The sequence below is a fragment of the Butyrivibrio sp. DSM 10294 genome (assembly GCF_028539135.1).
GTDB lineage: Bacteria > Bacillota > Clostridia > Lachnospirales > Lachnospiraceae > Butyrivibrio.
The window spans coordinates 14,671-39,963 of the sequence record NZ_JANSWL010000049.1; the positions used below are offsets into that span (position 1 = coordinate 14,671).

Consider the following 25,293-nt stretch of genomic DNA (forward strand, 5'->3'; position numbering starts at 1 on the left):
ATCATTATTCAAAGTTTTTAATTCGTTCCCCAATACTCTTTATCTCCTCTCCATAAATCTCCAACACCTCGATCTGCTTGCTTCTTTCTCCAAAGCAAAGGTCATCAAGAAGCTCATTTATAAGATCAAGTTTGTTTAATGCCTCCACGAAAAAGGGATGCCAGTCGGCATCCCCCATATCTTTTGGTTCATATTCCTTTTTCCAATCCCATAAAAGCCTGTGATACTTTGACAGGGTATTGATTGCATCCCGTCTCAGAATATCGAAAGCTTTGACTACCTCTCGACTGAATTCCAGTTTCTTTTCCTGACGGATCTGCTCTGGTGTTTTTGCTAAAGATTTGCTATCATATCCAAACTGTATTCCTAAGAAGAAATCTTCATTCAGCTTCTTTGCTGACTCTATAGCGGACAGTCCGTAATAGTTGGATACAAAATCAATAGCATCACCATCAGCCCCGCATCCGAAACAGTGATATCTGGTATCGACTTTCATGCTGGGATTTTTGTCATTATGGAAAGGACAGCAGCACATTCCTTTGCTGCCTACCTTTATTCCATAGTGGGTAATTACATCCAAAGCAGTTACTTTTTCCTTTATCTCATTGAATACACTCATCCTGATACCTCCCTCACAGGCACTGCTCGTGCCTTTTGTTTCTTGCAGGAATTTCCAGAGTCTTTTCCTTTTTATCCCTCTGTATAGCATCATTTTTAAGATGAAGAGCTTCCAAAAGGCTGGGCTTAGCTTCCTCTTTAATCTTTTCAATGAGCCGTTCTCTCTTGGCTGTAGATGAAAAGGTCTTCTTTAGTGTGTCCACAACATTTCTCTTAACACCATGAAGCCTCTGCTGAAGTTTTGTAAGCTGATCCACCGCAAACTTACCAAGAGTCTTGGTTATCAGGTTATCAGATTCTGTGATCTCACTTTTGAGCTTGCCTATCTCTTTTGATTCTTCTTTCCGCATGATTTCGGCAACTTCATCAATGACTGTCACACAGGCTTTGTCGTATATAATTTCGGTCACATCACTTATAAACTCATCTACAGAAGCAAGTTTTATCTCTTTCTTAAGCTTTTCATCATCCAGCTTTTCGATATCGCAGGTAAGTTCCTGCTTCTGTTCTATAAGAGCACTGTTATTAAAAAGTAACTGAGTGTTTTCCGTCCGAAGCACCTGGTTCTTTTCGTTGATCTGACTATTGATATACTCCTGCTTCTCAAGATATTTTCTTCCGCCATATATGGGTTCCATCTCAATCTGTAGACCGTGCTCTTTGCAGATTTCAATGAAGATTTTTCTGCATTCTGCATCGAAGCTCATCTTTCGATTGTTATATTTCCCTTCTTTTTTGTTTGGATCCGGCAGTTCAAATCCGAGCTCCCTAAGTGCCTGTTCCTGCTTGGGCTGCCTTTCACCATACTGATTGATTACATCGAAGACATGTCTTTCATGAATGTGGGGAGTCGCCTCATCAAGATGAAGCGCCCAGTTTAAGGTATGGTAATGATCACCATACCTTTCATGGATTGTTTCAAAAAACTCTGTTGCACACTCCAGCAGCACATCCGAATCAACAGTTCCATTGATGTTTCCGATCTGATACAGGCTTTCTTCAGGACAGGTCTTTTTGCTTTCACGAAGCTGATCCATAGTCCTGCATCTTTCCTTATGCCTTGCTTCAATGTTCCGCTGATTCTGACCGTCAAGATAATCCTTGTAGGCATCCTCATAGAAAATCTTCTCCACCTCAGTAAAGGAGATGCTGTCATCATCCCTTTCCCCATGACGGACTATTTCCTGGTCAATGCAGTTCCAGTAAACATTCTCATCTGTCATTTCTTTGTTTAGTTCTTCATTTTTATCAAGATCAAACTCTCTGTCATTATGCTTGGGATTATAACTTCCACATTTGCCAGAGCGTCCGTTGTGTCTTGAACATCTCATCATTTTAAAAACCTCCATTTGTGAAAATCATTTTTTGTTTTGCTTCTTTTGATAAAGAAGTTTCAGCCGGGGTGCATCGCCTTCAAAGGCATTTAAGTGCCATAAGCGACTAAAAATACCCAGTACGATGTGTCGCACACGACCACATCTACTGGGCGGGGTTTCACCCTCGACCTGACAAAGGGACGATGCCCCCTTGACCCCCTTTCTGCGAAAATGCGTGCACTCATTTTCGCTGGCATCTGCTTTTGGCAGCTGCATGCCTTTCCAAGCTTTGCTGTTTGCCCTCATCAAAGTTTGGAAAAGCAAATGACTTTGTTCCTGCGCATGGAACAAAGTCCATAATGGGCAAATCAAAAGTCACCAGCTTGATATAGATAAACTGGTGACCATTCATTTGCTCATTATCAAAAGATAGTCCGAGCTTGCTTCTTTTTGTTTCTTTCTCACTTAAGCCTTTGCTTAAGGTGTCGCCTCACCGCCTGAGTTCCTGACAAGTCCTCTCTAGATCCATGTTAGCCATTTAGACTTTTTTGAGCTTTGTCGTTTTCTACCCTTGGCCCGCTCCACCTTTTGGTATCATCGCTTGGCTTCCCCGAAATAGTATTCATTTGGAACGCTCATTCACTTTTTCTATACTGATTGTCGCAAAATGAGCCTTTCCATCCCGTATATCCAAAAGGTTGGAAATTTTATCGCAACGATACTTTTTCCACTTTCTTGGAAAGAACTATTTAAGTCTCTATGCTAATTGGATGCTTACTTTATTTCAGAAAGTCGTTATACTTATAATTGATTTTTAAATGATTGGGAGATCTAAGATATGAGGTGCAATCTTACTACACAGGAGAAGTTAAGAGACCTGCGTGCAAAACTTGGATACAAGCTGCAGCAGGTAGAAATGGAGTCAGGTGTTTCCAGCTCCACCATAAGCAACTACGAAAATGATGATACAAAAGACTTTCAGGTAGGGACACTGAAAGCTTTGGCGAAATACTATAATGTATCTCTTGGTTATCTGCTTGGTCTTACGGATAATCTGACAGAGAACGGAACTCCTATTGACGAACTCCATCTTGATGATGAGACCATAAAGATCCTTAAGAGCCAGAAGCTTAACAACAGACTTTTATGTGAAATGATCAAGCATCCTGAGTTTGAAAACCTGCTATGTGATATGGAAATATATGTGGATAACCATGCAGGTACCATGATCCATCAAGTGAACAGCTATGTGACAGGACTTAGACGCCTCATCATGGAAAAAGCAAATGTTCCAGCAGATGATATTTATATGAGGACATTTGAAAAAGCAGTGATCGATGACTCCGCATACTTTGGCGATCTGATGGAACGAAGCCTTAAAACTATCGCAAAGGATATAAGAGAAGCTCACAAAGATGATTGGGATACGGGAGATGAAGAGAGTATTGCAGATAAATACATTGAATCAATAAAAGAACTTGCAGAAAATCTGAAGAAAGGTGATTCAACACCTACCCCAACCATAGAAAGCGAAGATGATGAAATGTCCATTGTAGATAAGGCTACAGTTATTCAGTGGGGAAAGAAACTGGATATCAATTTTGCCAAGCTATCTCCAGAAGAAACAAGAACCTTAATGAATTTAGTTACAAAAGCTTCTCGTAATCCTCTTATCAGGCAGCCTTCAAAAGGAAGAGGGAAGAAGAAATAACTCTAAAAATGAACGCCATCATATCTCTCTAAATTAGATATGATGACGTTTTTGTGTATAACTTATCTTATTTCTGATTTACGATATATCTGATAAATAATAGGTATCATAAGACATACAATTATAGGATATGAGATAAACAAGATTGGCAATGCGCCAAAAACCTTACTTCCAATTTCATATGTATTAAATAATCTGACTGCCACTCCTATCTGCAATAATTGATCCGGAAAAAGCCCTAGAAATTCTGAAAGACGATCAATACCCCCGACAAATGATGGCAGAAACAATATTACAAATGGAAACGTGATTGAAATAACAGCAGATCTGGTGATTACTGACAACAACATTTCTGCAAACAGAATAGCCAGATTACCAATATATCCACCTATGATTGTAAATAAATAGTCCTCAAAAAAGGTAATGTTATAAAGGCTCTTCCAGCCATATAGGCTAGTTTGTATAGGACAATTCCAACCACTTGTACCTAAAATGCCTAATACTACTAACGAGTATATAATTACCATTCCCCAATATACTATGGTTATCATTACAAGTCCTGCCAGTATTTTGGCTCTGATTCCTTTTCTTCTGCCCTCAGCAGTGGAAAAGAATACTGCATCAGCATTTAGTTGATATTCTCCCGAAAAAATGCCACACACAAGAAAGCTTAAGATTAACATGGTCAACATTATAATTGTCTGCGAATATTCCAGCAAAGCTTTCCATCCATCAGCATCTTCGTAGTATAAAGGAGTATCCAACTCTTGATATTTTTCCAGAAAAAATTCTTTTTGACTGGCAGAATACCTGTCTTTAGCTTCATCCGAATTAAGCCACTCCTGAAGAGTCGAAATTCTTCTCTGATAAACATATTTAGAATCATCTACGTTTGCACCGTCAATCAAATAGTAATTGTATTCCCTAAAAGAACTGAGGGAGCTGTTAATAATATCACGTATATCAGAAAAACCTTGTTTCTTTGCATACGCTTTATTATTTTCGTGGAAATCCTTAGACTTTGCTTCGGGAGTAGCTTCAATGGCTGCATTTTCTTTTATGACTGCAGCAAATACATCTTCTGTAAGATATCCGCTCCATTCACTTTTTCGTTCTCTTAGCAATCTTACGGCTTGAAACCCATAAGTATTATTTCCATTTTCATCTGTGTAATCCACATATCTAACAGCAAAAACACTAACTATTACCAATATTATAAAAAGAAGCAGAAGAGCAAGCTTACCTCCGGCTCTTGAAAAGATTTTCTTAATCTCAAATCTAACCATCTATGTCACCTGCTTTCTCTCCAAATTCATATAGGAACAGATCTTCCAAAGTCATTATTTCTTCACAAGCCTCTGGGCAAGGTCTTTCTTCCGAAACTATGCGTAATTCTACTCCGCCACGTATTACTCTGCGATTGGAAACACAAAAACGATTTTGTATTATATCAGCTTCATTTGTTGACAGCGTACATTCCCATGCCTTTGCCGGGGTAGCCTCAAGCAATTCATCTGCCGTTCCCGATAATTCAATTCTGCCATCTCTCATGAAAAAAATCTGGCTTGCCACGCTTTCGATATCTGAAACTATATGCGTTGAAAGAAGAACCAGTCTGTCCTGTGACAGTTCACTTATTAAGTTTCTAAATCGTATCCTCTCATTTGGATCAAGTCCTGCTGTAGGTTCGTCCAACACTAAAATCTTAGGATCATTTAGCATAGCTTGAGCAATGCCGACTCTTCTCTTCATTCCACCAGAAAGCTTTTTCATTTTTTTGTTTTTGCTTTTTTCCATTCCAACCTGCTGCAAAACATCATTTATACGCTTTCTTGCAAGTGCAGATGACAGCCCCTTGATTGAGGCAATATACCTCAAATAGTCAAATACTGAAAAGTCAGGATAAAACCCAAATTCTTGTGGAAGATACCCCAGCAGCTTTCTGTATTCTCCATCCATTTCAAAAATATCTTTTCCATCACAGAAGATTTTACCTTTTGTTGGGTGTATAAGTGTGCAGATCATCCTCATAAGTGTAGTCTTTCCTGCTCCATTTACCCCCAGAAGACCATACACTCCATTATTCATTTCAAGGTTGACATTGTCTACCGCTTTAAATCCGCTATAATCCTTTTCTACACTTGATATTACAAGTTCCATATCACATTTCCCCCATAAAGTTGTAAGCCAGAATTCTCCCATAATCTTTCATAATTCTGTATATGCAGTAACATAGGTAAGAAACCGATATTACCAACAATAATCCCCAGGCAAAACCAGATACACGAGTAAAAACATCTTCTCTCAAAACAATAAATAGCCATATTGCCATCCATAAAAGACTTACTGTAATTGACGGCACAATTCCTCTCAAAAGCCTTCCAGAAAATGCCCTGAAGCAAATACAAGATGTAATCAGCATAGGCAATAGAAACTGAACTATAAGATCCGTCATTGGCACTTCGGTAGAAGATACGCTTACAATTACAAATATAGTTAACATCATAAGATCTACTAACCCGAACACTATCATCCGGGCTGCCATTATCTTTTGAAATGAATAATAAGACGCTCCTTCTATTTCAATTGATCTGTTACTGACATTTTTCCAAAGCTCCGGCAGCACCAGAATTATAAATATAGGCGCAAGAATTCCCATGCATCTTTCTGAATAAGGACCACTTCCTGAAACCTTAAGAAGAATCCATATAGCAAATAGCACACCAAATTGTATTAACCACCATGTTTTTCTAATATAGAACAACTGTTGGTACATAAATTCCATCCATGATATACATCTTGAGGATTCTTCATCCCAATATGCATCTTTTGCTGTTTTTATAGTAGATAAAACAGCCTCTTCCCTGGGGATTACTGTATTATTATCATATGAACATAACATCTTATCTAAATTCATAGATCCTCCTTACCAAGGATACCTTTAAGCAAAGTTCGTCCTCGTTTCAAGCGGTATTTTACTAATGGAAGGCTTATACCTTCAGCCTCAGATATTTCTTCAAGTTTCATTCCAAGGAAAAAATGCATCCAGATGACTTCCCTTATTTCCTTTGGCAGTTCCATCACTGCTGTTTCAATATCCATTTTTTCAGTAACATCACACTCAACTGGCATATTCTTAATTGTTTCTGTCAGTTCTACCTTTTGTATTTTTTGTTCAACCTTCCAATAGTCTCTACAAAGATTGCCTGCTATTGAATAAAGATAATTTACAAGCTTTCCTCTATGGTTATATGTCTCGAAAGCCCTGAAAAACCTATAAAAAGTTTCCTGTGTCAAATCCTCTGCTTGCTGAACATCCTGAAGCCGATACTCACAATAAGAGAGAACTTTTGCGTAATACTTTCTTACAAACGCTTCAATAGCCGCTTCATCCCCAGCTCTAATTCTATGGATCAAAATCAAATCTGAATCCATTTCATCTCCTCCAATCAGATCCTTATAATATGTATAACGATGTTGACCCTAAAAAAGATAGTACCCTTTTTAATAAATAAAAAACCGTAGGATTCAGTCCGGCATAATGGGCTGTAATTCTACGGTTTGCATATTCTCTTGTCCAATATATTAGTACAATTCATCAATCAGAGTTACAAGTTCATGTACTGGATAATCTTTATAATTACGAGTGATAAGCTTAGCATTAAGGCATTTTGCCACATCAAAGAATACCCTATCCTTTTCATCGCGCATTTCCACGTAATCATTTGTTGATGGCCTTGGTTCAATATAATAGCCATGCTTCTCAACAAGAGCTATTACAGCATCTGCATCTTCAGGATTGATATTCAAATGCGGTCTGTGCAAAACATCCCGGTATTCCCTTACTATCTCAGATGACAAACCAATTTCATACTTTCCTCTGAAAACATCTTCCAAAAGCAGAACCGATTTGGCATCATCATTTTGAGATTTCAAGGCATTAACAAGTATATTAGTATCAATTACGATTTGTTGCATAAAGCTCCTTCCTGGCTTCAGCAACCTCTGCCTCGACTTCGTCCTCTGTCATTGGATTTTGAGATGTCCTCTTTCTAATCTGTCTGAATGTCTCAAGATCATTATTAGTATCCTGTGATACGCTCAGTCTATCAATCAGACTTACGATCATGTTAAAGTCTTGTTCATTAAGTGAATCCAGTTTGCGGAGTGTTTCAGCTGTAGCTGTCATATCGCTCACCTCCTCAATACGTATATCGGTTGTTACTTCTAACTGTATTATAAAATATCACTCCAGCCTTTTACAAGCCACTTCATAGAAGTGAAAATCTGTGGTCTTGGAAGTGGTCTTTTTTAGAATTCTCAATATGAGAAGTGGTCTTGAAGTGGTCTTTTTTGAAGAGGAGAGTGCCGAAAACCTCCTTTCTATGCGGTTTTCAAAACGGGCTATTACTTCGAGCCCCGTCTATCGCTTATTTTTTTGCTCAAAACTCCGGATTTTCTCCGGAGTTTTTCTTATGCCTAAAGGGAGTCAATGGGGCTGTCGCACTAATTAGTGTGGCAGCCTTTCTTAGGGTTGGGCTGTCTATGAAATGTCTGTAAAACACAAAATCGGGCTTCGAAAAGCCCGATTCATTATATTATGACTTAAACACTATTTCTTTTCCTGCTCATGAAGCCACACCCATTTATTATTGGGTGATTCCAGCTGCTTCGCAACGATTTCGACAATCTCATCATCAGATGAAGTGAGATTTTTTCGTTGTATTTCTCCAATCATCTCTATGATTCTCGGAAGATAAACCATACCATCTCCTCTACCAAGAAGTTCTCTGCATACTACAAGAAGTTGTCCATATGAAATCTTTTCAGGAACAATTCCATTAATTATTGCACTATGATTGATTCGAAGGTTTTCCACCATATCCTTTATGATGTCTGGGCTAAGAATATCGGCATAACGCTGCCTTACAACTTCTTCAAGCTTTTGCACTGTGTAATCAACTGTTACCGGATGACCTTCAATTATTTCTTCATGGTAAAGAACATTATCATATGCAAGAATAATGAACTCTCTGGGTTTTAACTGATCCCAATCACGTATTCTTACGATAGGCATTAAGATCCCTTCTTTTGCAAGACGTAGTCTAAGATCAGGAATCTGTTTTCCATGAATATCATTGCTCCAACTCGAAATAAAATCTTCTCCAAACACTATCGACAGAGTATCCAAGGAATTTCGAAGATTTGACCATATTTCCTGTTCAATTTCCACATCATCTATTTCATTGACTTTGGAATCCTTCAATCCCATGAGATAATCAGAACTTACACCAAGTGTGACGCATAATGCTTTTAGAATAGCAATATCAGGATATCTAAGCCCACGCTCATACTGACTGAGTGCTTGTGCAGTTATTCCTATCCTATTAGCTAATTCTTCTTGTGTAAGCTTTTTGTCTCTTCGGCTTTCAGCTATTCGCTTGCCTATTTCGGTTTGTGCAATATCGTATTTCATGGTCATCCTCCTTGTTTTTTATTATAAAGCATTAAAACGCAGAAAATAAATCGACAAAATGTTTATTTCAACTAAACAGAGCCATGCTCTCAAATAGAAGTTGATCATCAATTAAGAAAAGGTTGACTAGCCCAAAAATCATACATATAATATAGCTAACAGAACCCGACACGCCTCTCATTATGATGCGGACCACGTCGGGTCGTTTTTTTTAGGATGAAAATATGGCAGAAACATTAAAAAAGCATCAACAAGCCATGACAATTGACGAACAGATTGAGAATCTTAAATCGTTAGGGCTGCAAATAGATAATGAAGAATATGCAAAAAGGATATTGAATGACATATCCTATTTTAAGCCTTTAGCCTAAATCTAAAACCAAGAAATGGTTCTTATCACAAGGATGTTAAATTCAGTCAGATAGTAGAATTATATCTGTTCAATGCTAATTTTAGGCAGTTACTCTTCCCGCTGATCGAGAAAATAGAAATTAATGCTAGATGCAGAATAGGAAATTACGTATCTGAGCACTATGGTGTACTTGGATATAAGGACAAAGACAATTTTGTTGACGAAGAATATCATAAACAATTTATGTCAGATATTAACGAAGAAATAAGGCGAAACTTGCGTGCTCCATTTGTAAAGAATTTCACGGAAAACTACGAGGGCAGAGATCTTCCCATGTATGCTCTTGTAGAGATATGCAGCTTTGGTACTTTATCTAAGTTTTTTAAGAACATGAAGAACTCCGACAAGAAGGCTATCGCAAAGTCTTTTGGTATCGGATATACATATTATGAAAGCTGGATTGAGTCTATTTCATATGTGAGAAACATCTGTGCTCACTATGGCAGGATATACAATGCAAAACTTGCTAAAAAGCCTATTCTGTATAAGCAATATACCGAAGCAGGAATAGATAATAACCGTATTTTTGCAGTTTTGCTCTGTATAAGTCATATTATTGAGAAAGATGCGCATTGGATAGGATTTCTTGAAGATGTAGAGAATTTGATAGATAAGTATTCAAATATCGATATCGGTTCCATGGGATTCCCGGAAGATTGGAAAACCTATCTATATCCTCAACAATCAAAAGACGATGAATAAAAGTAGTCTTTTAAGTGGTCTTTTTTGAAGAGGAGAGTGCCGAAAACCTCCTTTCCATGCGGCTTTCGAAACGGGCTATTACTTCGAGTCCCGTCTATCGCTTATTTTTTTGCTCAAAAACCCCAGATTTTTCTGGGGTTTTTGTTTGTTTGGGATGACACGGGAACGGTTCTTTTGTCATATAAAAAGCAACCAGGAAAGATATTCTCCTGATTGCCCTAAACAAAAATATTCCGTTCTCAGTGCAATTTCAAATGAGGATATTTGATATCGCCAAGCTTTGACATAACCATCTCTTTATATTTCTCGAAGTGTTCATCTTCATAGCCGGTAAAGAGAACTTCATCTATATCCTCCTCGTTGAAAAATAACGAATTCTGATCTGTTTGACCGTGGGGATAGAGGCAGGCTGAATAATCGTAATATCCGATTGTTCCATTATCATTGTAAAGTGGGCAGACACCCGTTATCATAATGTCCACCTGACCCTTTTTTAATCTTACAATTGTTCCTATGGGGTAAAGCTTTTCCATTCTTTTTCTCCTGATCGTTTCTTTTTATTTTCACATAAAGCTTTAATTCGAAGCATACTTTATTGCTGTTACTATTCCAAAGACCACCGCAAAGGGAAGTGAAATTAATGCAACCAACTTATAGTTAGGACTGTGCCGGGCTTTTAAAAGTGCAGTTCCAAAAAAACAGCAAACCAAATAACACTAAAGCCAATTGCCAATAATACTTTTTTCACTATATCTCTCCTAATTCTTTCTATACTTTTATACAATGATTATTTCGATGCATACTTTAATGCTGACGAGATTCCAAAGCCCACCGCAAAGGGAAGTGCAATTAATGCAGCCAACTTATAGTTAGGACTGTGCCGGGCTTTTAAAAGTGCAGTTCCAAAAAAAACAGCAAACCAAATAACACTAAAGCCAATTGCCAATAATACTTTTTTCATTATAAATATCTCCTATCTAATTATCCAAAAGCTGTTCCAAGACGAGGACCAACTGCCATAGACAAGTTGTTTGAAAGTCCAAGTCCACCAACACGTAAATCACTAGGATCTACATGTATATCCCAATTATCTCTAGCAAATTGCACAAGTTCATCCCAGTTGTCATATACATAATCAAATAATCCATTTCCGATTTCCTGAAGAGCGAATCCTATAACGATACCCACAACAGCACCTGCAACTGTTCCAATCCCCGGGAAAACAGATCCTACTATTGCTCCAGCAGCTGCACTTGCTGCAATTCCGATTCCGGTATGAGCTGTTGCTTTAATTAGAGCTTCCTCAACACTTACACCACTATCAATCATCTGTACGAATTCAAAAATTCCTGACACTACAGGTATACCATATCTACCTGCAGTTTTATTGAACAGCTCTACAAAACCAGATGCTGTAACCCAGAGAAAATCTTTGAACAGTTTTTCCCAGAATTCAGGATCACCCGGAAGTTCCACCTCACCATAAGGATATGTTGAGGGATCAATAGGACCAAGAACGCCCATATTCGAAATAATGGATGACTCAGTCCTCTCATACTCCTTGGTAATATTGTATAGTGCCGTACCTGCATTCATGAAGAACTTGGCCTCTTCCGAAGCTTTTTGTTCAAGGCATTCCAAGGTTGTAATAACCTCTGCATAATTCAGATCCAGAGATTCTTTAACTTCTCGGATTTTTACAGCCTCTCCGCTGATCTTCATCGCCGCCGCGCACAACAAGCGCGAATCCTCATAGCAAGCATTTAAATCAATATAAAACGATGGCATCTATTATAGCCTCCTTGACGTGACAAGTGTAGCCATAATATCACAAAAAATTTATTATGTTATCAAAATCTGACGAACGGTATCTGAAATCGGACGAAATGCACTTTTTAGTAGCGCGTGGACGGTTTTTATACCAATGGGGACGGTTCTAAATGGTAAAGTTTTTTCTTTGCAAAAACTTTACCATTTAGAACCGTCCCCATTGGTATAAAAACCGTCCACGTATCCTCTTACAGGCATCAACCACACTGAGCGATCAGCCATACATTGTCAAATGTCGCATTCGTTATAAAGGCTGATATGCTTCTCGATATCCACATCAAGCTCAGGTAATACGCCGATATCACAGAAATCCTCGGGCATCTCTGCAAAATACAGCTCAGTACCCTCCGGGAAGTAGAAAACCTTGGAGCAGCCCTTATCCTTGTGATCAAAGCCCCATCTCATGGTTTCCACCTCATAAAAGAAACTTAAGATTCCAGTCTTCGGGAGCAGATTCTCTTCATCGAGATCTGCAACATCCTTTAAGTTCGTTTTTGGCCAGTGCCAGAATTTTCTCTCTTAATACCTTTTTTCCTGATTCGTCCATCCCCTAATACCTTTCTTTCATGAATATAATATCCCCATCAGCCACTCCGGATCCGGCGTATCCAGTTCCTTGTCTATGGTCATCTCTTCCATGATTCCCTGGAAAGCTGACCAAAAGCACCGGGCTAAGAGACCCGGATCACCTTCTCTGAAGAGCCCATCCTTTTGACCTTTCTCGATTATCTTGGCGGTGTTATCCACTGCCTCCACGGATAAAGCAACTTTGCGCACTTCCTCGGGCATACCGGCGCGTCTTGCCTGGGCCATAAGTACGAACATATTGGCAACGAAGGGCTCCTTTTTGGCATAGGAAAAAAGCTGGCTTAGCATACCCTTAAGAAATAAGTCCGCCGGGACTCCATCGCCTCCGCCTGTTGCCTTGGTGAAGTCTTTTCCCATGACCACCAGCGCCATAAGGAGCTCTTCCTTGGACTTGAAGTAGTGGAACATAAGGCCTGTGCTCATGGGCACCGCAGCGGCTATGTCCGTCACCTTGGTCTCATGATACCCTTTTTCCACAAAGAGCGTCAACGCCGTCATAAGTATGGCTTTCCTTTTGGCTTCCTTCTGTTCTTCTCTCGTCATTGTTTTTCCCCTCAAAATATCCTTTATTCCTGCAAAGTCTCTGTACTGCAAACTTGCCGTTGGTCACTGCTATCGGAAGTCCTCCGGGCGCGGAGTTCCACTGACCTGCAAAGCACATGTTCTTGATGCCCTTGATATCCCCTTTGATCCTGACAGGCTTACCCTTAGTTGTGGTCACAAAGCTCATGTAGCTTCCGTGATAAGCATTGCAGTATCTCTCATAGGTAAGAGGTGTCCATGCATCAAGGAAGTGAAGCTCTCCGACGATCTCAGGAAATGCAGCTTCAATTCTCTCAGTAACAGCTGCTACAAGCGCTTCCTTGGCCTTCTTGTACTCCTCTGCTGAAAGACTCTTCCAATACTCATAGTCGGCATCGCTCTGAACCAGGTTGGTCTGCATAACCTGTCTGCCGTCCTTCACAAACAGCGGATCATAGCCGTAGACCTTAACGTACATTCTGTCTATAGTTGTAGCTCCTGCTTTAATTGGTGCGATGTCGATAAAAACAGTTTCTCCCGGATTAAAGTTCGCATCAACTGTGTAAGCAACCTGGAAGCCGCTGACTGCCGGGTATGCCTCCGGTGCCTCGTAGGCCTTCTTAAGGGCCTTGGGCATATACTTTTTATCAATGAGCCTGTTAAAAAGAATGCTGGCATCCAAAGTTGCGATGAAATAGTCGCCGGAAACCCGGCTTCCGTCTGAAAGGATCATGGATGAGACTTTTCTTCCTTTTACATTCACACTTTCAACTGATTTATTATAGAATATTTTTCCGCCGAGGTCTTTAAATCTTTTTTCCATCCTAAGGGACATCTGGAGTGAAGCTCCCATAGGAATATCACCATTTCCGTCTGCGATTGAAGCGTAGGAAACGAGAAGTGAATAGGCTGTGTACTGCTTGGGGAGGTAGTCGCAGAACATCTTGCGGATAAGCTCGGATTTAAAACGCTTGCTGTAATCCTCCAAGGAGATGCTGCCAAGCTCCTTCATAACTTTGACAAAATCACCCATGGATTTGCCGTATGCAATGTAATCGCCTATTCCAAACATATCCATCGGCTTCTTGGCAGGAATCAGGCACTGCTTGGAGTACTCAACGTAATCTATGAATTTATTGATCTCATCAGCATCCTCAGGAGAGAGCTCAAGCATCTCTCTTCTGGTTCTCTCAAGATCCGCCCAAAGTGTAATGCTCTTGCCATTATGGCAGGAGGTAAAAAATGAATCCAGACCGACAAATTCTGTATCATCGGCAATTGCGCCTACTGTCTTCCATACGTCATAGAGTTCTGTGCCCTTCTTGGTTCCTGTGAGCCAGTGGATGCAGTTATCAATGTGATAACCTTCTCTGTTCCAGCCGATGCACTCGCCACCGGGAATAGAATTCTTCTCATATATTTCTGCGTCAAATCCTGCAAGACGCGCATAGATTCCTGCGGATAATCCTGAAATTCCACCACCGATTATTACTACTTTGTTCTGATTGTTCATACCCATACCCTCTTTTTTGATTATATTTTGAATTGTTTGTTGAATTTATATTCATTGAATCTGTATTCAATATAATCAAAATTGAGTCATCTGTCAATACATTAGTTTAAAAAAGATGACAAGGGGATGTGATGACAAGGGGACGGTTTTTATACCAATGGGGACGGTTCTAAATGGTAAAGTTTTTTCTTTGCAAAAACTTTACCATTTAGAACCGTCCCCATTGGTATAAAAACCGTCCCCATTGACTCGCAACCGTTCCCGTGTCACCTTCACTTAATCCCGGTAACTTACTCCTTCAACACCTTATCCGCATAGGAGCAAGTAGCAACCACCGTATTCCCGCACTGCTCTGCGGCTTCTATTACCTTATATACCAGACGTTTGGCGATGCCCTTTCCGCCATATTCCGGGTTCACCTCAGTGTGGTAGATATTCCACCCCTCCGGAGTCTTTCGGTAGTCGCACTCGCCGATCAGAAGGTCGCCGTCATAGGCTGCGCTCCTGCTTTCGTCTTTTTCATATTCTATTCTGATCCCATGGGTGTAGATGCAGGTCACAGCCCCCGAAGGGCATGCGCTTATGGCCTGCCAGATCTCCGCTGTTGGAGCCTTAGTCACATCTATCCAGGGTCTTCTTGCGGCGTTAAATGTTCTGGGACTTCCGTTTACGCACTGCTTGGCATGTCTGCATTTATCCGAATTCCAAAACACCGCTATATCTTCATTTTCATATAATCTGTGCATTGCAGATCCTCTCTGTAGAAAACCTTACTCCGAACGTTACTCTGATGACACCGATCAGGCGGTTGAATTCTTGGCAAAAGCGCTGGCCACCGCATCAAGGATCTCGTTTTTGTCCGCATTCTTGGCAACGCCTTTGACTGTATCTGTGATTTTATCAAGAGCTGTGCTTGATATGGATTCACTCACTACCTTCTGTACCCACTCCATGTCGTTAAGAGTCTTCTTGCCGGTATAGATCTGCTCAAAAATGTAGGCAGCCGCCTCTCCCAGCGCAAACACAATTGTTCCTGAGATAGCTGCGTTAACCGCCGCTGCTCCAAGGTTCACTCCGGGAATGACCTTAAGGGCGGAAACCAGCATTTTTCCCGTAATGCTGACAGTTCCTATATCCACGATGAGCTTCACCAGCTCCTTGGCTTTCTTGGTATTGCGTATGCCCCATATCTTGAAAATAGCCTGAATCTCCAGAGATTCCGTGGGCTTAAGAAGCATTACGTCAATTACAGGAGATGCGATGCCGCCAACTGTGATGCCCGCCAGAGTAGCTACGCTGACAACCGCGTGGGACATTGCTCTTTTCCTCGTAAGATTATAGCGTGCGATATCCTTCTCCGCCGCCTGAATACCCTCGGGCAAAAGACTATTCGTGATCTCGATAAGCTCCGTGATCCCCTTGGGTGGCAGGATTTCGCCGTCATCCTTGGCTCTTGGCATGGCAATTACAGATACCACCTCCGCAAGCCTTGTCATATATTTTTTCTTGGATAGAAAGGCCTCTTCCACAACCTCCTTGGCAGTACTGGTGGCAGCGTCAGTGTAGGACTGGGTGATGACCGCCACAATGGGCGCATTCTTCCAACTGCTGATGGCATTCATGAAGGAGTCGATGGTCTTGGGAAAAAGCTTGGCGGTATATCTGTCCACGCAGAACCAGATCGCGCTTATCTGCTTGTCCTTTTTGCCTGATTTGATGGTGCTCTCGGACCATTTTTTAACAGCATTTACAGCCTTCTGCTCCTTGAACACACCGGGCTCGATACCGGTTGTGTCGATGAGCCTGAAGGGTACGTTTTTGTTCTCATATACCTGAAAATCCGTATGGCGCTCCGCTACGCTCTTTTTGGTGCTCTCCATAACCTCTTCGCCAAGAACGGTCTTAATAAGCGTCGATTTTCCTACTCCTGCAAACCCGATTACCAGTACATTTCCTTTCTCCATAATCTTGTCTCCTATATAAAAAGAACCCCCATAAGCCTCGTATAATCATTATATCATTCGCAAATTGTCTCTTCAACGAATACAATTTCTGTTTTCATTCATAAAAACGCAGCCCCCGATCTCTCGTTAGCTGCGTCATTATGCCTTATACATGATCAGATTCCATTCACGGAAAAATAAGATGAGATTACCAAATCCCGGGATACGAAGCTTTCGCTCAAGAGCCGCTGACCCCAAGAGTCAAAATTTCTTACTCTTTTCGCAATATTTGCGTAACATATCGCAATTAGTAGTGAGTGCACCCATAGGGTTACTGTTATGATTATTTTGCTCGGGCAAAAGCCTTGAACGCCGATGGTTGGGGGACTTATCGGGAATCATTCAGGGCACACAACTTAATAAAGGGAGAAGGTAAAAAGTATGAAAAAAGTATGTAAAAGTTTTTTTGCAAAACTGATGATCTTTGTTCTTCTCGTCAGTACGATCGGATTATCCGTGAAGACCACAGCAAGCGCAGCTGACTACAACTTCATGGAGACCTACGGAGCCAAGTACGGCTACTCAGGAAACTGCGTACACACCTATATGCTCCGTAATCAGAACACAGTCAATGCTATCAAAAAAGATTCCAACATCATCACCCTTGGTAACGAGATGAAGCCTGACTATCTCCTCGGCAGCAGATCCGCAACTCTTATCACAGTTGCAGAGGCCAAGAGACTGGGCTACTACATCCCTTCCAATTACAAAGAGAATTATGTACCCAAGATCGACTTCAGCACAGTTGATGAGGCACTCAAGCTCTGCTACCAGAACGGTCTTAAGATGAGAGGCCACACTCTTGTATGGCACTCACAGACTCCTACCTGGTTTTTCAGAAACGGTTTTAACGGAAGCGGCAGTTTCGTAAGTCAGAGCACAATGGACGCCCGTCTTGAGTTCTACATTAAATCCGTTATGGGACACGTTTACTCAGGCCAGTACGGCAGCGTTGTTGTATACTGGGATGTTGCCAACGAGATCATGCATGCCAGCAACTCAGGCTGGGAGGCAGTTTACGGCAACAACAAGACCAATGCTACTTATGTTAAAAAAGCCTTCAACTACGCCTATGATGTCCTTGAGCAGTACAAACTCACCGACAAGGTTAAGCTCTTCTACAATGACTACAACACCTACATGGTAGTTAACGATGAGATCAAGCTTGTTAATTACATCAACCAGGGCAAAAAGGTCTGCGCAGGTATCGGAATGCAGTCACACCTTAGCACCTCTTATCCTTCAGTTGATTACTACACACAGGCCCTTAACGCTTTCCTTAAGGCAGGCTTTGAAGTACAGATCACAGAGCTCGACATCAAGAACACCGGCGAGCAGAACCTTGATAACTACTGCTACAACCTCTTTAAGAGCATCAATACAGCCAAGAAGAACGGCGGAAACATCTCACTGATCACCTGGTGGGGACCTTCAGATGCAGAGACCTGGCTTCGCGGGGAGAAGCCTCTTCCATGGTCCAATATCGGTGTGACCAAGCCCGCTTATGACTATGTTATTAAGGCTTATACAGATGTATTCGGTAAGCCGGGCCAGAGCAGCACTGAGCCTCAGCCCACAACAGATCCTACACCTTCTACTCCTACCAATCCTAACTCCACAGCCCGCATTGACGATGGCTGGTACTACATCAAGGGTGTACAGTCCCAGAAGTACCTCACAGTTAATGCCGACAACGTAAGCGGTTGGAAGGGCGTATGCATCAGAACCGGCAGTGGCATCGATGCTCAGAAATGGTATGTTACTAATGTAAACGACGGCTATATCACACTTACCAACAAGATGGGCAACGTAATGCTTGATGTTGCCAACGGCGAGAACACAGACGGAGCCAGCATCGGTATCTACTCAGCTTACGGCGGCAACGCTCAGCAGTTCATAGTCAAGACTACAGGTACAAACGGCATTTACACCATCGGAACCAAGGCTTCAAGCGCCACCAAGTATCTGGATGTTTATGAGAAAAAGACAACTGACGGTTCAAAGGTATGCCAGTGGACCTACAACGGCAATCCTAATCAGCAGTGGCAGTTCGAGAAGGTTGATTCTTCATCATCACAGGATCCTCAGCCTCAGCCTCAGCCTGAGCCGGAGCCTGAACCTGAACCCGAGCCTACTCCGGAGCCCGAGCCTACACCTGAACCTGAGCCTACACCCGAGCCTGAGCCGGAGCCTGTCATCGTAGAGTCAGGACTTGATCTTAGCTATACTATCAACAACTGGGGATCAGGTTATCAGATCAGCTACAAGATCAGCAACAACACGGGCAGCACCGTTAACGGCTGGACTCTCAAGGTCAACAAGAATCAGGTCAACATCGGTTCCAGCTGGAATGTAAACATCACAACCAGCGGTAACTATTACGTTATCACCCCTGTTGATTGGAACAGAACTATTCCAAACGGTTCCAGCATCGAATTCGGCAGCCTTGGCGCCGGATCCATCGGATCTTCCTTTGATTACACATTGGAATGATACAAATAGATCAATATAATAGGGAACATTTCTTCTGGAAGCGCTTATTGGGGCATCGCGATCACCGCGATGCCCTTTCATTTTGTCCCAAACATTAAGTCCAAACTTAACCAAATCCAAATACATTACAAAATTAATCTCAAAAGACATTAATTTTGTCATCTTGCAATAAAGCGTCACAGTGATAAAGTTAAAAACAAATCAAGTTTTTGGGAGAAAAAGTATTCAATGGGGACTACATCTGACGCGTATTTACAAGAACTTCTTAACAGATATCGCGCAAATTTCGATATCACAGAGAACTATGCTCTGGGTGAGCGAATTTATCCTGCCTACGCGAGATTTTTTTCCCTTGGAGAAAAATACGTTCTTAAAAAAGAAGCCAAGCTCTGGGCCATAAGAGCCTACGAGCATGTTCTTTTCATTAAAACAGATTCCATAGATGAGAATTTAATAGCAGATTTAAGGAAGACAATGGAGGAGCAGATGGAACCGCGCCTGGTAAGGCAAGGTGAGAAATATCCTGAGAAGGACCACATGTGTTCCTACCTCTCTTTTGTCATAATATCCGATACGACACCGGGCCCCGAAGTCATTAAGGCCATCAGGCGCTTTAACTTCGACAAGGGTTACCTCTTCAATTTCCGCGGACACAGTGAAGGCAAGCTTGGCTGCGTATTCCTGGACAGTCGCAGCTGTGCCACCAACTCTGGGGCAAAAGAGCTAAAACCGCTCTTTACCAATATATTTAAATCCCTTAATGAGGATAAGGAGGAGAAAGTATCATGAATGCAGCAGTATTACTTATTGCAAGCGTTGTGGTCCTGGTCGCAGGCTATGTTTTCTACGGCGGATGGCTTGCAAAACAGTGGGGAATCGACCCTAAGAGAAAGACTCCGGCACACGAGCTGGAGGACGGCATGGACTATGTTCCTGCCAAGACACCGGTGGTTATGGGACACCACTTTTCATCAATTGCGGGCGCAGGCCCCATCAACGGCCCTATCCAGGCAGCAGTTTTCGGATGGGTTCCCGTTCTGTTATGGGTTCTGATCGGAGGAATTTTCTTCGGCGGTGTGCACGATTTCGGCGCACTTTTCGCATCACTTCGTAACAAAGGCCAGTCAATCGGCGAGATCATCGACAATTCCATGGGTAGAGCAGCCAAGAAGCTGTTCCTTACCTTTGGCTATCTTACACTGATCCTTGTTGTGGCAGCTTTCAGCTCAATCGTTGCCAGCACCTTCGGTAACACCACCGCAGCAGGCGCAGCTGTTGAAGGCGCAACCCTTGCAGCCAACGAGTCAACAGCAATGATCTCAATCCTGTTCATAGCTCTTGCCATTGCATTTGGATTTTTTATCTATCGTAAAAATGTACCTATCGGAATCGCATCTGTTGTAGGTGTTCTTGGAATCGTAGCTATTGTAGCTCTCGGACTTAACTTCCATCCCATCTCACTTTCCTACAACGCATGGATGTGGATCGTTGGAGCATATATCCTTGTAGCCTCCGTTACACCTGTATGGATCCTGCTTCAGCCTAGAGATTACCTTAGCTCATTCCTTCTTTACTTCATGATCGCAGCAGGTATCATTGCTGTTATCGGAGGAGTTGTTTCAGGCAACGGCAATTTCCAGGTTCCTGCTTTCGGCGATGCAGCTCTTAAGGGAACCGGTGTATTTACAACAGGAACTGCCTTCCCTGCACTGTTCGTCACAATCGCCTGCGGTGCTATTTCAGGCTTCCACTCACTGGTTTCTTCAGGAACAAGTGCCAAGCAGCTTGATAACGAGAAGAATGCTCGTCCTGTAGCTTACGGCTCAATGCTCATCGAGTGTCTCGTTGCTGTTATCTCTCTGTGTGCTATCGGCTTTGTATGGGCTGCAGCTTCAGACGGAACCTACGCAAGCCCTACACAGGTATTTGCAGGTGGTCTTTCAGCAATGATCGGCTGCTTCGCTCCCGGACTTCAGAACATCATGTACCAGCTTCTGATCCTGGCAGTATCCGTATTCTGCCTCACATCCTTAGATACAGCTACACGTCTTGCCAGATACATGTTCCAGGAGTTCTTCCTGCACGATGGCCAGACCAACAAGGATGTCACAGGTGTTAAAAAAGTCATCACCAATCCTTATGTATCAACAGCCCTTACCGTTGTCCTTGGCGTTGCCCTTGGAATGAACGGTTACACCAAGATCTGGCCTTTGTTCGGTGCAGCCAACCAGCTTCTTGCAGCAATCGGACTTCTTGCAGTTTGCACATGGCTCGGATCTGTAGGTAAGAACAACAAAATGTTCTACATCCCTATGACCTTCATGCTTGCTGTAACAATCTGCTCACTGGGCCAGACAATCAAGGCCAAAATGACAGCTTACCTGTCAGGTGCAGCTGATTACTGGGCACTTATCCAGTCTGTTATCGCAGTGCTTCTCGTAGCTCTGTCCGTTGTACTTGCTGTCATCGCAGTTAAGACACTTCTTCAGCAGCACAAGGAAAAGGCTTCCGGCAGCAAAGAAAAAGCAGCTTAATAATTCAGGCAAAAATGAAATGGGACGGCGCTTAGTCAGCACCGTCCCTTATTTTTTCGCCTTTATTTGATCATTTAATGCTCTTCTTAGATAACTACGATATTAACATTGCTATGTCCCAGTTCCTCGGAGATCCTGCGGCTGATCTGCTGCGCCACCTCTCTCACCTCCGAGTACTGCATATCCTCATGGAACTTCATCTCGATATCAATATATTTTTCCTGTCCCGTTATCCTGCTCTTCACCGCTCCCAGCTCTTCGAACTTGTCAAAATGCTCATTGATGACCTTGATTATCTTAAGCTGATTCTCTTCATCCAAAGTCCTGTCTATAAGTTCCTCCACAGACTCCCTCAGATGCCCGAATACAAGCCGCGACAATGGAATTGCGATTATAATGCATACCACCGGAGAGAAATAGCGGATCCAGACTGTGCCCTCGAATATAATGGTGATTATCAGGGTTATGATGGAAGCTGCGTCAAATGCAAACTCCTTCTGAGCACTCACATAGGCCGTGTGGTACATCTTGCTGTGACTTTCTTCCAGGATCTTTTTTTGCCTGAGCATAATGAAGATATCGATTATTAGACCCAGTATGCTCACCGCCAGAGCAAATCTCGAATTCCCCGTTTCCGCTTCCCAGCCAAGGAGACTTCTTATCGAGAAGAACATAAGGCACATTATTCCGGCCACATCGAACATCTCACAGCTAAGGGCAGTTATAGCCTCCACCTTGCCTGTTCCGTAGTTAAAAACGTACTTGAGATTCCTGTTAAGCTTACTTGTCAGAATAACCAGTATCGCCCCCGGCAGCACTATGCTGGCGCACTCCACAAACTCCAGCCACACCACCGCAGATCCGCTGGCGCAGGCCGCTATAAATGACGTCACAAGCTCAGGAAGCCTCCACACTATAAGAAGCAGTGCGATCTTTCGCTGCTGACTCAGTCTTTTTGACTTTGACATATGCCCCCTCCTATATGATCAAATTAGTCCTCCATGACATAGGATATACGAATTGTCATCATTTTAATTATATCTTGTTTTTTCCCAACTGTATGATATAATTCTAATGTTGCTAATTGCCATATTAGCTTTCGGGGCGTGGCTCAGTTTGGTAGAGCGCTACGTTCGGGACGTAGAGGCCGCCCGTTCGAATCGGGTCGCCCCGACTTGATATTTCAAGGGTTTGAGTTATTCAAGCCCTTATTTTTTTGCAAAAAAAAGAGGTAAGGCTCCCGATTTCTCAGGAGCCACACCACAATGAAAAAACAGTACAATTTTTAGGATAGAATCATCTTAGCACACAAATCCCAAAAATAAAACTATTTTTCTGATTTTTTTGAAAAATTACTTTAATTTCTCAATCAGCCTTCTTTTTTCCTCCAAAAGTACGTCTACATCCGCACCTTCAGTGATATTCCATTCCTCTTTCAAAAATGTAATCTGTGCCTCAACATACCTTACTGCATCCTCATATTTTCCCAGTATCTCATATATCCTTGCCTGGGCCTGAAGGTGATCCATACACACGTGGTCCTTATGATCCGTGATATAGATTTCCTCGGCTCTGTGATATCTCTCCAGAGCCTCTTCATATCTGGCATTAGAAGCATATATGCCGGCAACTTCGAATATCGCATCATAGCTGTCAGGGTACTTTGCCTCGATATCGGCCACGATTTTCCAGCCATCCTCTGCTCTATACTCAGCGAAAGCAATATTGGCCTCATATACAGGAATCAGAACCTCCTTGTGATCAGCGAGCCCGGCGTATGTGCCAAGGTACTCTGCTGCCTCTTTTGTCCTGTGGTCAGCGATCAGATTGTCCATAAGAAACAGGTAATTTCTGCCAATCTCCGGATGTTTATCCACAAGTTCCCTGAAGAACTCTATTGTTCCGTTATGCTGCCTTGCGTTCCAATCCCAGATTACAGCGCCCTCGCTCTTTTGCAGAAGCCACTGATCCTCCTTGGCTTTTGGATGGAGATTCATTGCCTTTCTGGCGTAGCGACTGACATATCTGCTGTCGCTGACGATTCTGTGATGATACAGATGGGCCAAAAAGGTATAGATCCTGCCGTCCATCCTGTCGGGGTGACTTTCATCATAATCATCCTTGATGTCCAACAGAAACTCCCTGGTATTATTGAACATCTCATCTGTGAGCTCATTCTCATAATCCAGCATATTCTCGATGCGGTGGAGCTTCTGCTCTACAGAAAGGTCAAATAGCTCATCGATCGTCACGCCGAAAAACTCCGATATAGCCGGAAGCAAAGAAATATCCGGAGCGCACACATTATTTTCCCATTTAGAAACGGACTGACTGCTGACTCCAAGAGCCTCAGCCAGTGCCTCTTGTGTAGTGCTTGATTTAAGACGAAGTGCCTTGATCTTGTTCCCTATATTCATTTTCTACATTCTCCTCATCTGATTGTGAAGAAATAGAGCTCTATTTCATATCTTACAAGGATTATTGTAGATGATAATGCCTATAGTCACAATGACGCAGTTTGCAAGTTCCTGCAACCTCAGGTTGTGCTTATTCACCGTAGGTCTCAAAAGTAAGTGAATCAATAACTGCTGCCAGAGCATCTGAAACAGCCATGTTCATCTCTTCATCATTTCCATTGTGGCCGCTAAGTTCAAAAATAAGTGCTCCGTCCATATAGTCTCTGCCGATGGCTGTCATGTATGCGCCTGATCCCTCTTCTGCAGGAGGAAGAACTGCCCAATAGCCGGTTTCGCTCTCAGCTCCGGGGAAGGGTCCCTGTGAAAATACTGTTGCTTCACCCCAGCTGTTTCCAAGCTCTTCGATAGCTGCCTCGCCCTCGTTGTCTACAGTATAATAGGCTGTGATCATGTTTGTTCCGGCGCATTCTCCGGTGTAGACGAAGAATACCTTGCCGTTCTCATTTGTGACTGAGATATTTGTGGCATCATAACGTACACTCCAGCCGTTTGCATCATGATAAACCTGGTCTTTAGGGTCGCTCAGATAGTTTTCTGCATCAAAGGTATCAGGATCAACACCATCAAGCTTCTCAAACACCATTACAACCCCATCTCCAAAAGCACCGGTGATCTTGCCGCTCTCATCAGCCTTTACCACAAAAGCTTCTTCTGTAGAATCAGCTCCGCCGAAGCTGAACTTTACTGTTCCGTCAGCCTGTGTGCAAGAGAAAGGAAGTCCCATTCCATGATTTGCTCCGTCTGTGGTATATCCGTAAGAGTCGGCGTTAAATACATAGAAATTTGTCTTCTCCTGATTCTTGGCATTCTCAGGATAAACAGCGTATACACCGGCCTCAAAATAAGGTGCTCTGGTCAACTCAGTCTCGCCCTGCTCAGGGCTATTTGAAAGTGCCACCTGCTGATCAGTTGATTCTGTTATTGTTGCTTCCGTTATTGTTGTTTCCTCAGCACCGATGGTCTCTTCTGTCTTTGCTCCGCAACCTGCAAGAACACCTCCTGCGATTGCTGTTACTGCTGCGATCATTATTACTTTGTTAAAAATAAGTTTTCTCATAATTTTTTCCTCTCCTCATAGAAAATGACTTAAACGTTTTC

25 protein-coding genes, 1 tRNA gene and 1 pseudogene are annotated in these 25,293 nt (G+C 42.3%); 7 read left to right on the forward strand and 20 right to left on the reverse strand.

Annotated elements, in window-relative coordinates; all coding sequences use genetic code 11:
* Positions 1-4 precede the first annotated feature (4 nt).
* Positions 5-619, reverse strand: coding sequence for a CHC2 zinc finger domain-containing protein (locus NXH67_RS04080; RefSeq protein WP_044957593.1), 615 nt, complete (start codon positions 617-619; stop codon positions 5-7).
* Between the two features lie 13 nt (positions 620-632).
* Positions 633-1,952 carry a serine/arginine repetitive matrix protein 2 gene (locus NXH67_RS04085; protein WP_272796503.1) on the reverse strand — a complete coding sequence of 440 codons (1,320 nt, stop codon included), beginning with the start codon at positions 1,950-1,952 and terminating at the stop codon, positions 633-635.
* Between the two features lie 820 nt (positions 1,953-2,772).
* Here NXH67_RS04085 and NXH67_RS04090 point away from each other — a divergent pair.
* Entirely contained in the window at positions 2,773-3,645 is an 873-nt protein-coding gene (locus tag NXH67_RS04090; RefSeq protein ID WP_272796504.1) for a helix-turn-helix domain-containing protein, read from the forward strand.
* Positions 3,646-3,707: 62 nt separating this feature from the next.
* Here NXH67_RS04090 and NXH67_RS04095 read toward each other — a convergent pair whose 3' ends face one another.
* The 7 genes from NXH67_RS04095 to NXH67_RS04125 form a co-directional block, all read right to left on the reverse strand.
* Positions 3,708-4,931: an ABC transporter permease gene (locus tag NXH67_RS04095; protein WP_272796505.1), complete on the reverse strand. Its 1,224-nt coding sequence runs from the start codon at positions 4,929-4,931 to the stop codon at positions 3,708-3,710.
* Complete coding sequence (locus NXH67_RS04100; RefSeq protein ID WP_026510919.1) at positions 4,924-5,805, reverse strand: ABC transporter ATP-binding protein; 882 nt, start codon at positions 5,803-5,805, stop codon at positions 4,924-4,926. Before NXH67_RS04100 ends, NXH67_RS04095 begins: the two co-directional genes overlap by 8 nt.
* 1 nt (position 5,806) lies before the next feature.
* Positions 5,807-6,562, reverse strand: a complete 756-nt coding sequence (locus NXH67_RS04105) for a hypothetical protein (RefSeq protein ID WP_272796506.1) — start codon at positions 6,560-6,562, stop codon at positions 5,807-5,809.
* Positions 6,559-7,080 (reverse strand): RNA polymerase sigma factor, encoded by a 522-nt coding sequence (locus NXH67_RS04110; protein WP_026510917.1) that lies wholly within the window; start codon positions 7,078-7,080, stop codon positions 6,559-6,561. Before NXH67_RS04110 ends, NXH67_RS04105 begins: the two co-directional genes overlap by 4 nt.
* 150 nt (positions 7,081-7,230) lie before the next feature.
* Complete coding sequence (locus tag NXH67_RS04115) at positions 7,231-7,623, reverse strand: putative toxin-antitoxin system toxin component, PIN family (protein WP_026510916.1); 393 nt, start codon at positions 7,621-7,623, stop codon at positions 7,231-7,233.
* Positions 7,604-7,834: a hypothetical protein gene (locus tag NXH67_RS04120; RefSeq protein ID WP_026510915.1), complete on the reverse strand. Its 231-nt coding sequence runs from the start codon at positions 7,832-7,834 to the stop codon at positions 7,604-7,606. Before NXH67_RS04120 ends, NXH67_RS04115 begins: the two co-directional genes overlap by 20 nt.
* A 423-nt stretch (positions 7,835-8,257) precedes the next feature.
* Positions 8,258-9,121 carry a helix-turn-helix domain-containing protein gene (locus NXH67_RS04125; protein ID WP_272796509.1) on the reverse strand — a complete coding sequence of 288 codons (864 nt, stop codon included), beginning with the start codon at positions 9,119-9,121 and terminating at the stop codon, positions 8,258-8,260.
* Positions 9,122-9,345: 224 nt separating this feature from the next.
* On the opposite strand from NXH67_RS04125, the gene NXH67_RS04130 reads away from it, so the two are divergent.
* A complete protein-coding gene (locus tag NXH67_RS04130) occupies positions 9,346-9,492 on the forward strand; it encodes a hypothetical protein (protein WP_272796510.1) in 147 nt (48 codons plus the stop codon).
* A gap of 65 nt (positions 9,493-9,557) precedes the next feature.
* On the forward strand, positions 9,558-10,235 hold the full coding sequence (locus NXH67_RS04135) for an Abi family protein (RefSeq protein ID WP_272796567.1): 678 nt from the start codon (positions 9,558-9,560) through the stop codon (positions 10,233-10,235).
* A 239-nt stretch (positions 10,236-10,474) separates the two neighbouring features.
* Here the strand turns inward: NXH67_RS04135 and NXH67_RS04140 are convergent, their stop codons facing one another.
* The 8 genes and pseudogenes from NXH67_RS04140 to NXH67_RS04175 all read right to left on the reverse strand — a co-directional run bounded on the left by NXH67_RS04140 (position 10,475) and on the right by NXH67_RS04175 (position 16,652).
* The gene (locus NXH67_RS04140) at positions 10,475-10,768 is read right to left on the reverse strand and encodes a DUF4176 domain-containing protein (protein WP_022780139.1); all 294 of its coding nucleotides are present in this window, start codon (positions 10,766-10,768) and stop codon (positions 10,475-10,477) included.
* Positions 10,769-11,022: 254 nt separating this feature from the next.
* Complete coding sequence (locus NXH67_RS04145) at positions 11,023-11,196, reverse strand: hypothetical protein (protein ID WP_272796511.1); 174 nt, start codon at positions 11,194-11,196, stop codon at positions 11,023-11,025.
* 20 nt (positions 11,197-11,216) lie between these two features.
* Positions 11,217-11,957, reverse strand: coding sequence for a hypothetical protein (locus NXH67_RS04150; protein WP_272796512.1), 741 nt, complete (start codon positions 11,955-11,957; stop codon positions 11,217-11,219).
* Positions 11,958-12,293: 336 nt separating this feature from the next.
* A pseudogene (locus tag NXH67_RS04155) lies at positions 12,294-12,542 on the reverse strand (DUF1963 domain-containing protein); the annotation flags it as partial.
* 87 nt (positions 12,543-12,629) lie between these two features.
* Positions 12,630-13,196 (reverse strand): TetR/AcrR family transcriptional regulator, encoded by a 567-nt coding sequence (locus NXH67_RS04160; protein WP_026668786.1) that lies wholly within the window; start codon positions 13,194-13,196, stop codon positions 12,630-12,632.
* The gene (locus tag NXH67_RS04165) at positions 13,111-14,688 is read right to left on the reverse strand and encodes a phytoene desaturase family protein (protein ID WP_272796513.1); all 1,578 of its coding nucleotides are present in this window, start codon (positions 14,686-14,688) and stop codon (positions 13,111-13,113) included. Before NXH67_RS04165 ends, NXH67_RS04160 begins: the two co-directional genes overlap by 86 nt.
* 290 nt (positions 14,689-14,978) lie before the next feature.
* Positions 14,979-15,434, reverse strand: a complete 456-nt coding sequence (locus NXH67_RS04170) for a GNAT family N-acetyltransferase (RefSeq protein WP_272796515.1) — start codon at positions 15,432-15,434, stop codon at positions 14,979-14,981.
* 54 nt (positions 15,435-15,488) lie between these two features.
* Positions 15,489-16,652, reverse strand: coding sequence for a GTPase (locus NXH67_RS04175; protein WP_272796517.1), 1,164 nt, complete (start codon positions 16,650-16,652; stop codon positions 15,489-15,491).
* 420 nt (positions 16,653-17,072) lie between these two features.
* Here NXH67_RS04175 and NXH67_RS04180 point away from each other — a divergent pair, with 420 nt between their 5' ends.
* The 3 genes from NXH67_RS04180 (at position 17,073) to NXH67_RS04190 (ending at position 21,718) form a co-directional block, all read left to right on the forward strand.
* Positions 17,073-19,184 (forward strand): endo-1,4-beta-xylanase, encoded by a 2,112-nt coding sequence (locus tag NXH67_RS04180; protein WP_272796518.1) that lies wholly within the window; start codon positions 17,073-17,075, stop codon positions 19,182-19,184.
* Positions 19,185-19,412: 228 nt separating this feature from the next.
* Entirely contained in the window at positions 19,413-19,973 is a 561-nt protein-coding gene (locus NXH67_RS04185) for a hypothetical protein (protein WP_272796519.1), read from the forward strand.
* A complete protein-coding gene (locus tag NXH67_RS04190; RefSeq protein WP_272796520.1) occupies positions 19,970-21,718 on the forward strand; it encodes a carbon starvation CstA family protein in 1,749 nt (582 codons plus the stop codon). Before NXH67_RS04185 ends, NXH67_RS04190 begins: the two co-directional genes overlap by 4 nt.
* A gap of 86 nt (positions 21,719-21,804) precedes the next feature.
* Here the strand turns inward: NXH67_RS04190 and NXH67_RS04195 are convergent, their stop codons facing one another.
* Entirely contained in the window at positions 21,805-22,686 is an 882-nt protein-coding gene (locus NXH67_RS04195; protein ID WP_272796521.1) for a cation transporter, read from the reverse strand.
* Between the two features lie 132 nt (positions 22,687-22,818).
* On the opposite strand from NXH67_RS04195, the gene NXH67_RS04200 reads away from it, so the two are divergent.
* Positions 22,819-22,892: transfer RNA gene (locus NXH67_RS04200), tRNA-Pro, on the forward strand.
* A 178-nt stretch (positions 22,893-23,070) separates the two neighbouring features.
* Here NXH67_RS04200 and NXH67_RS04205 read toward each other — a convergent pair.
* Positions 23,071-24,135, reverse strand: a complete 1,065-nt coding sequence (locus tag NXH67_RS04205) for a helix-turn-helix domain-containing protein (RefSeq protein ID WP_022779268.1) — start codon at positions 24,133-24,135, stop codon at positions 23,071-23,073.
* Between the two features lie 130 nt (positions 24,136-24,265).
* On the reverse strand, positions 24,266-25,252 hold the full coding sequence (locus NXH67_RS04210; RefSeq protein WP_272796522.1) for a hypothetical protein: 987 nt from the start codon (positions 25,250-25,252) through the stop codon (positions 24,266-24,268).
* Positions 25,253-25,293: the final 41 nt, after the last annotated feature.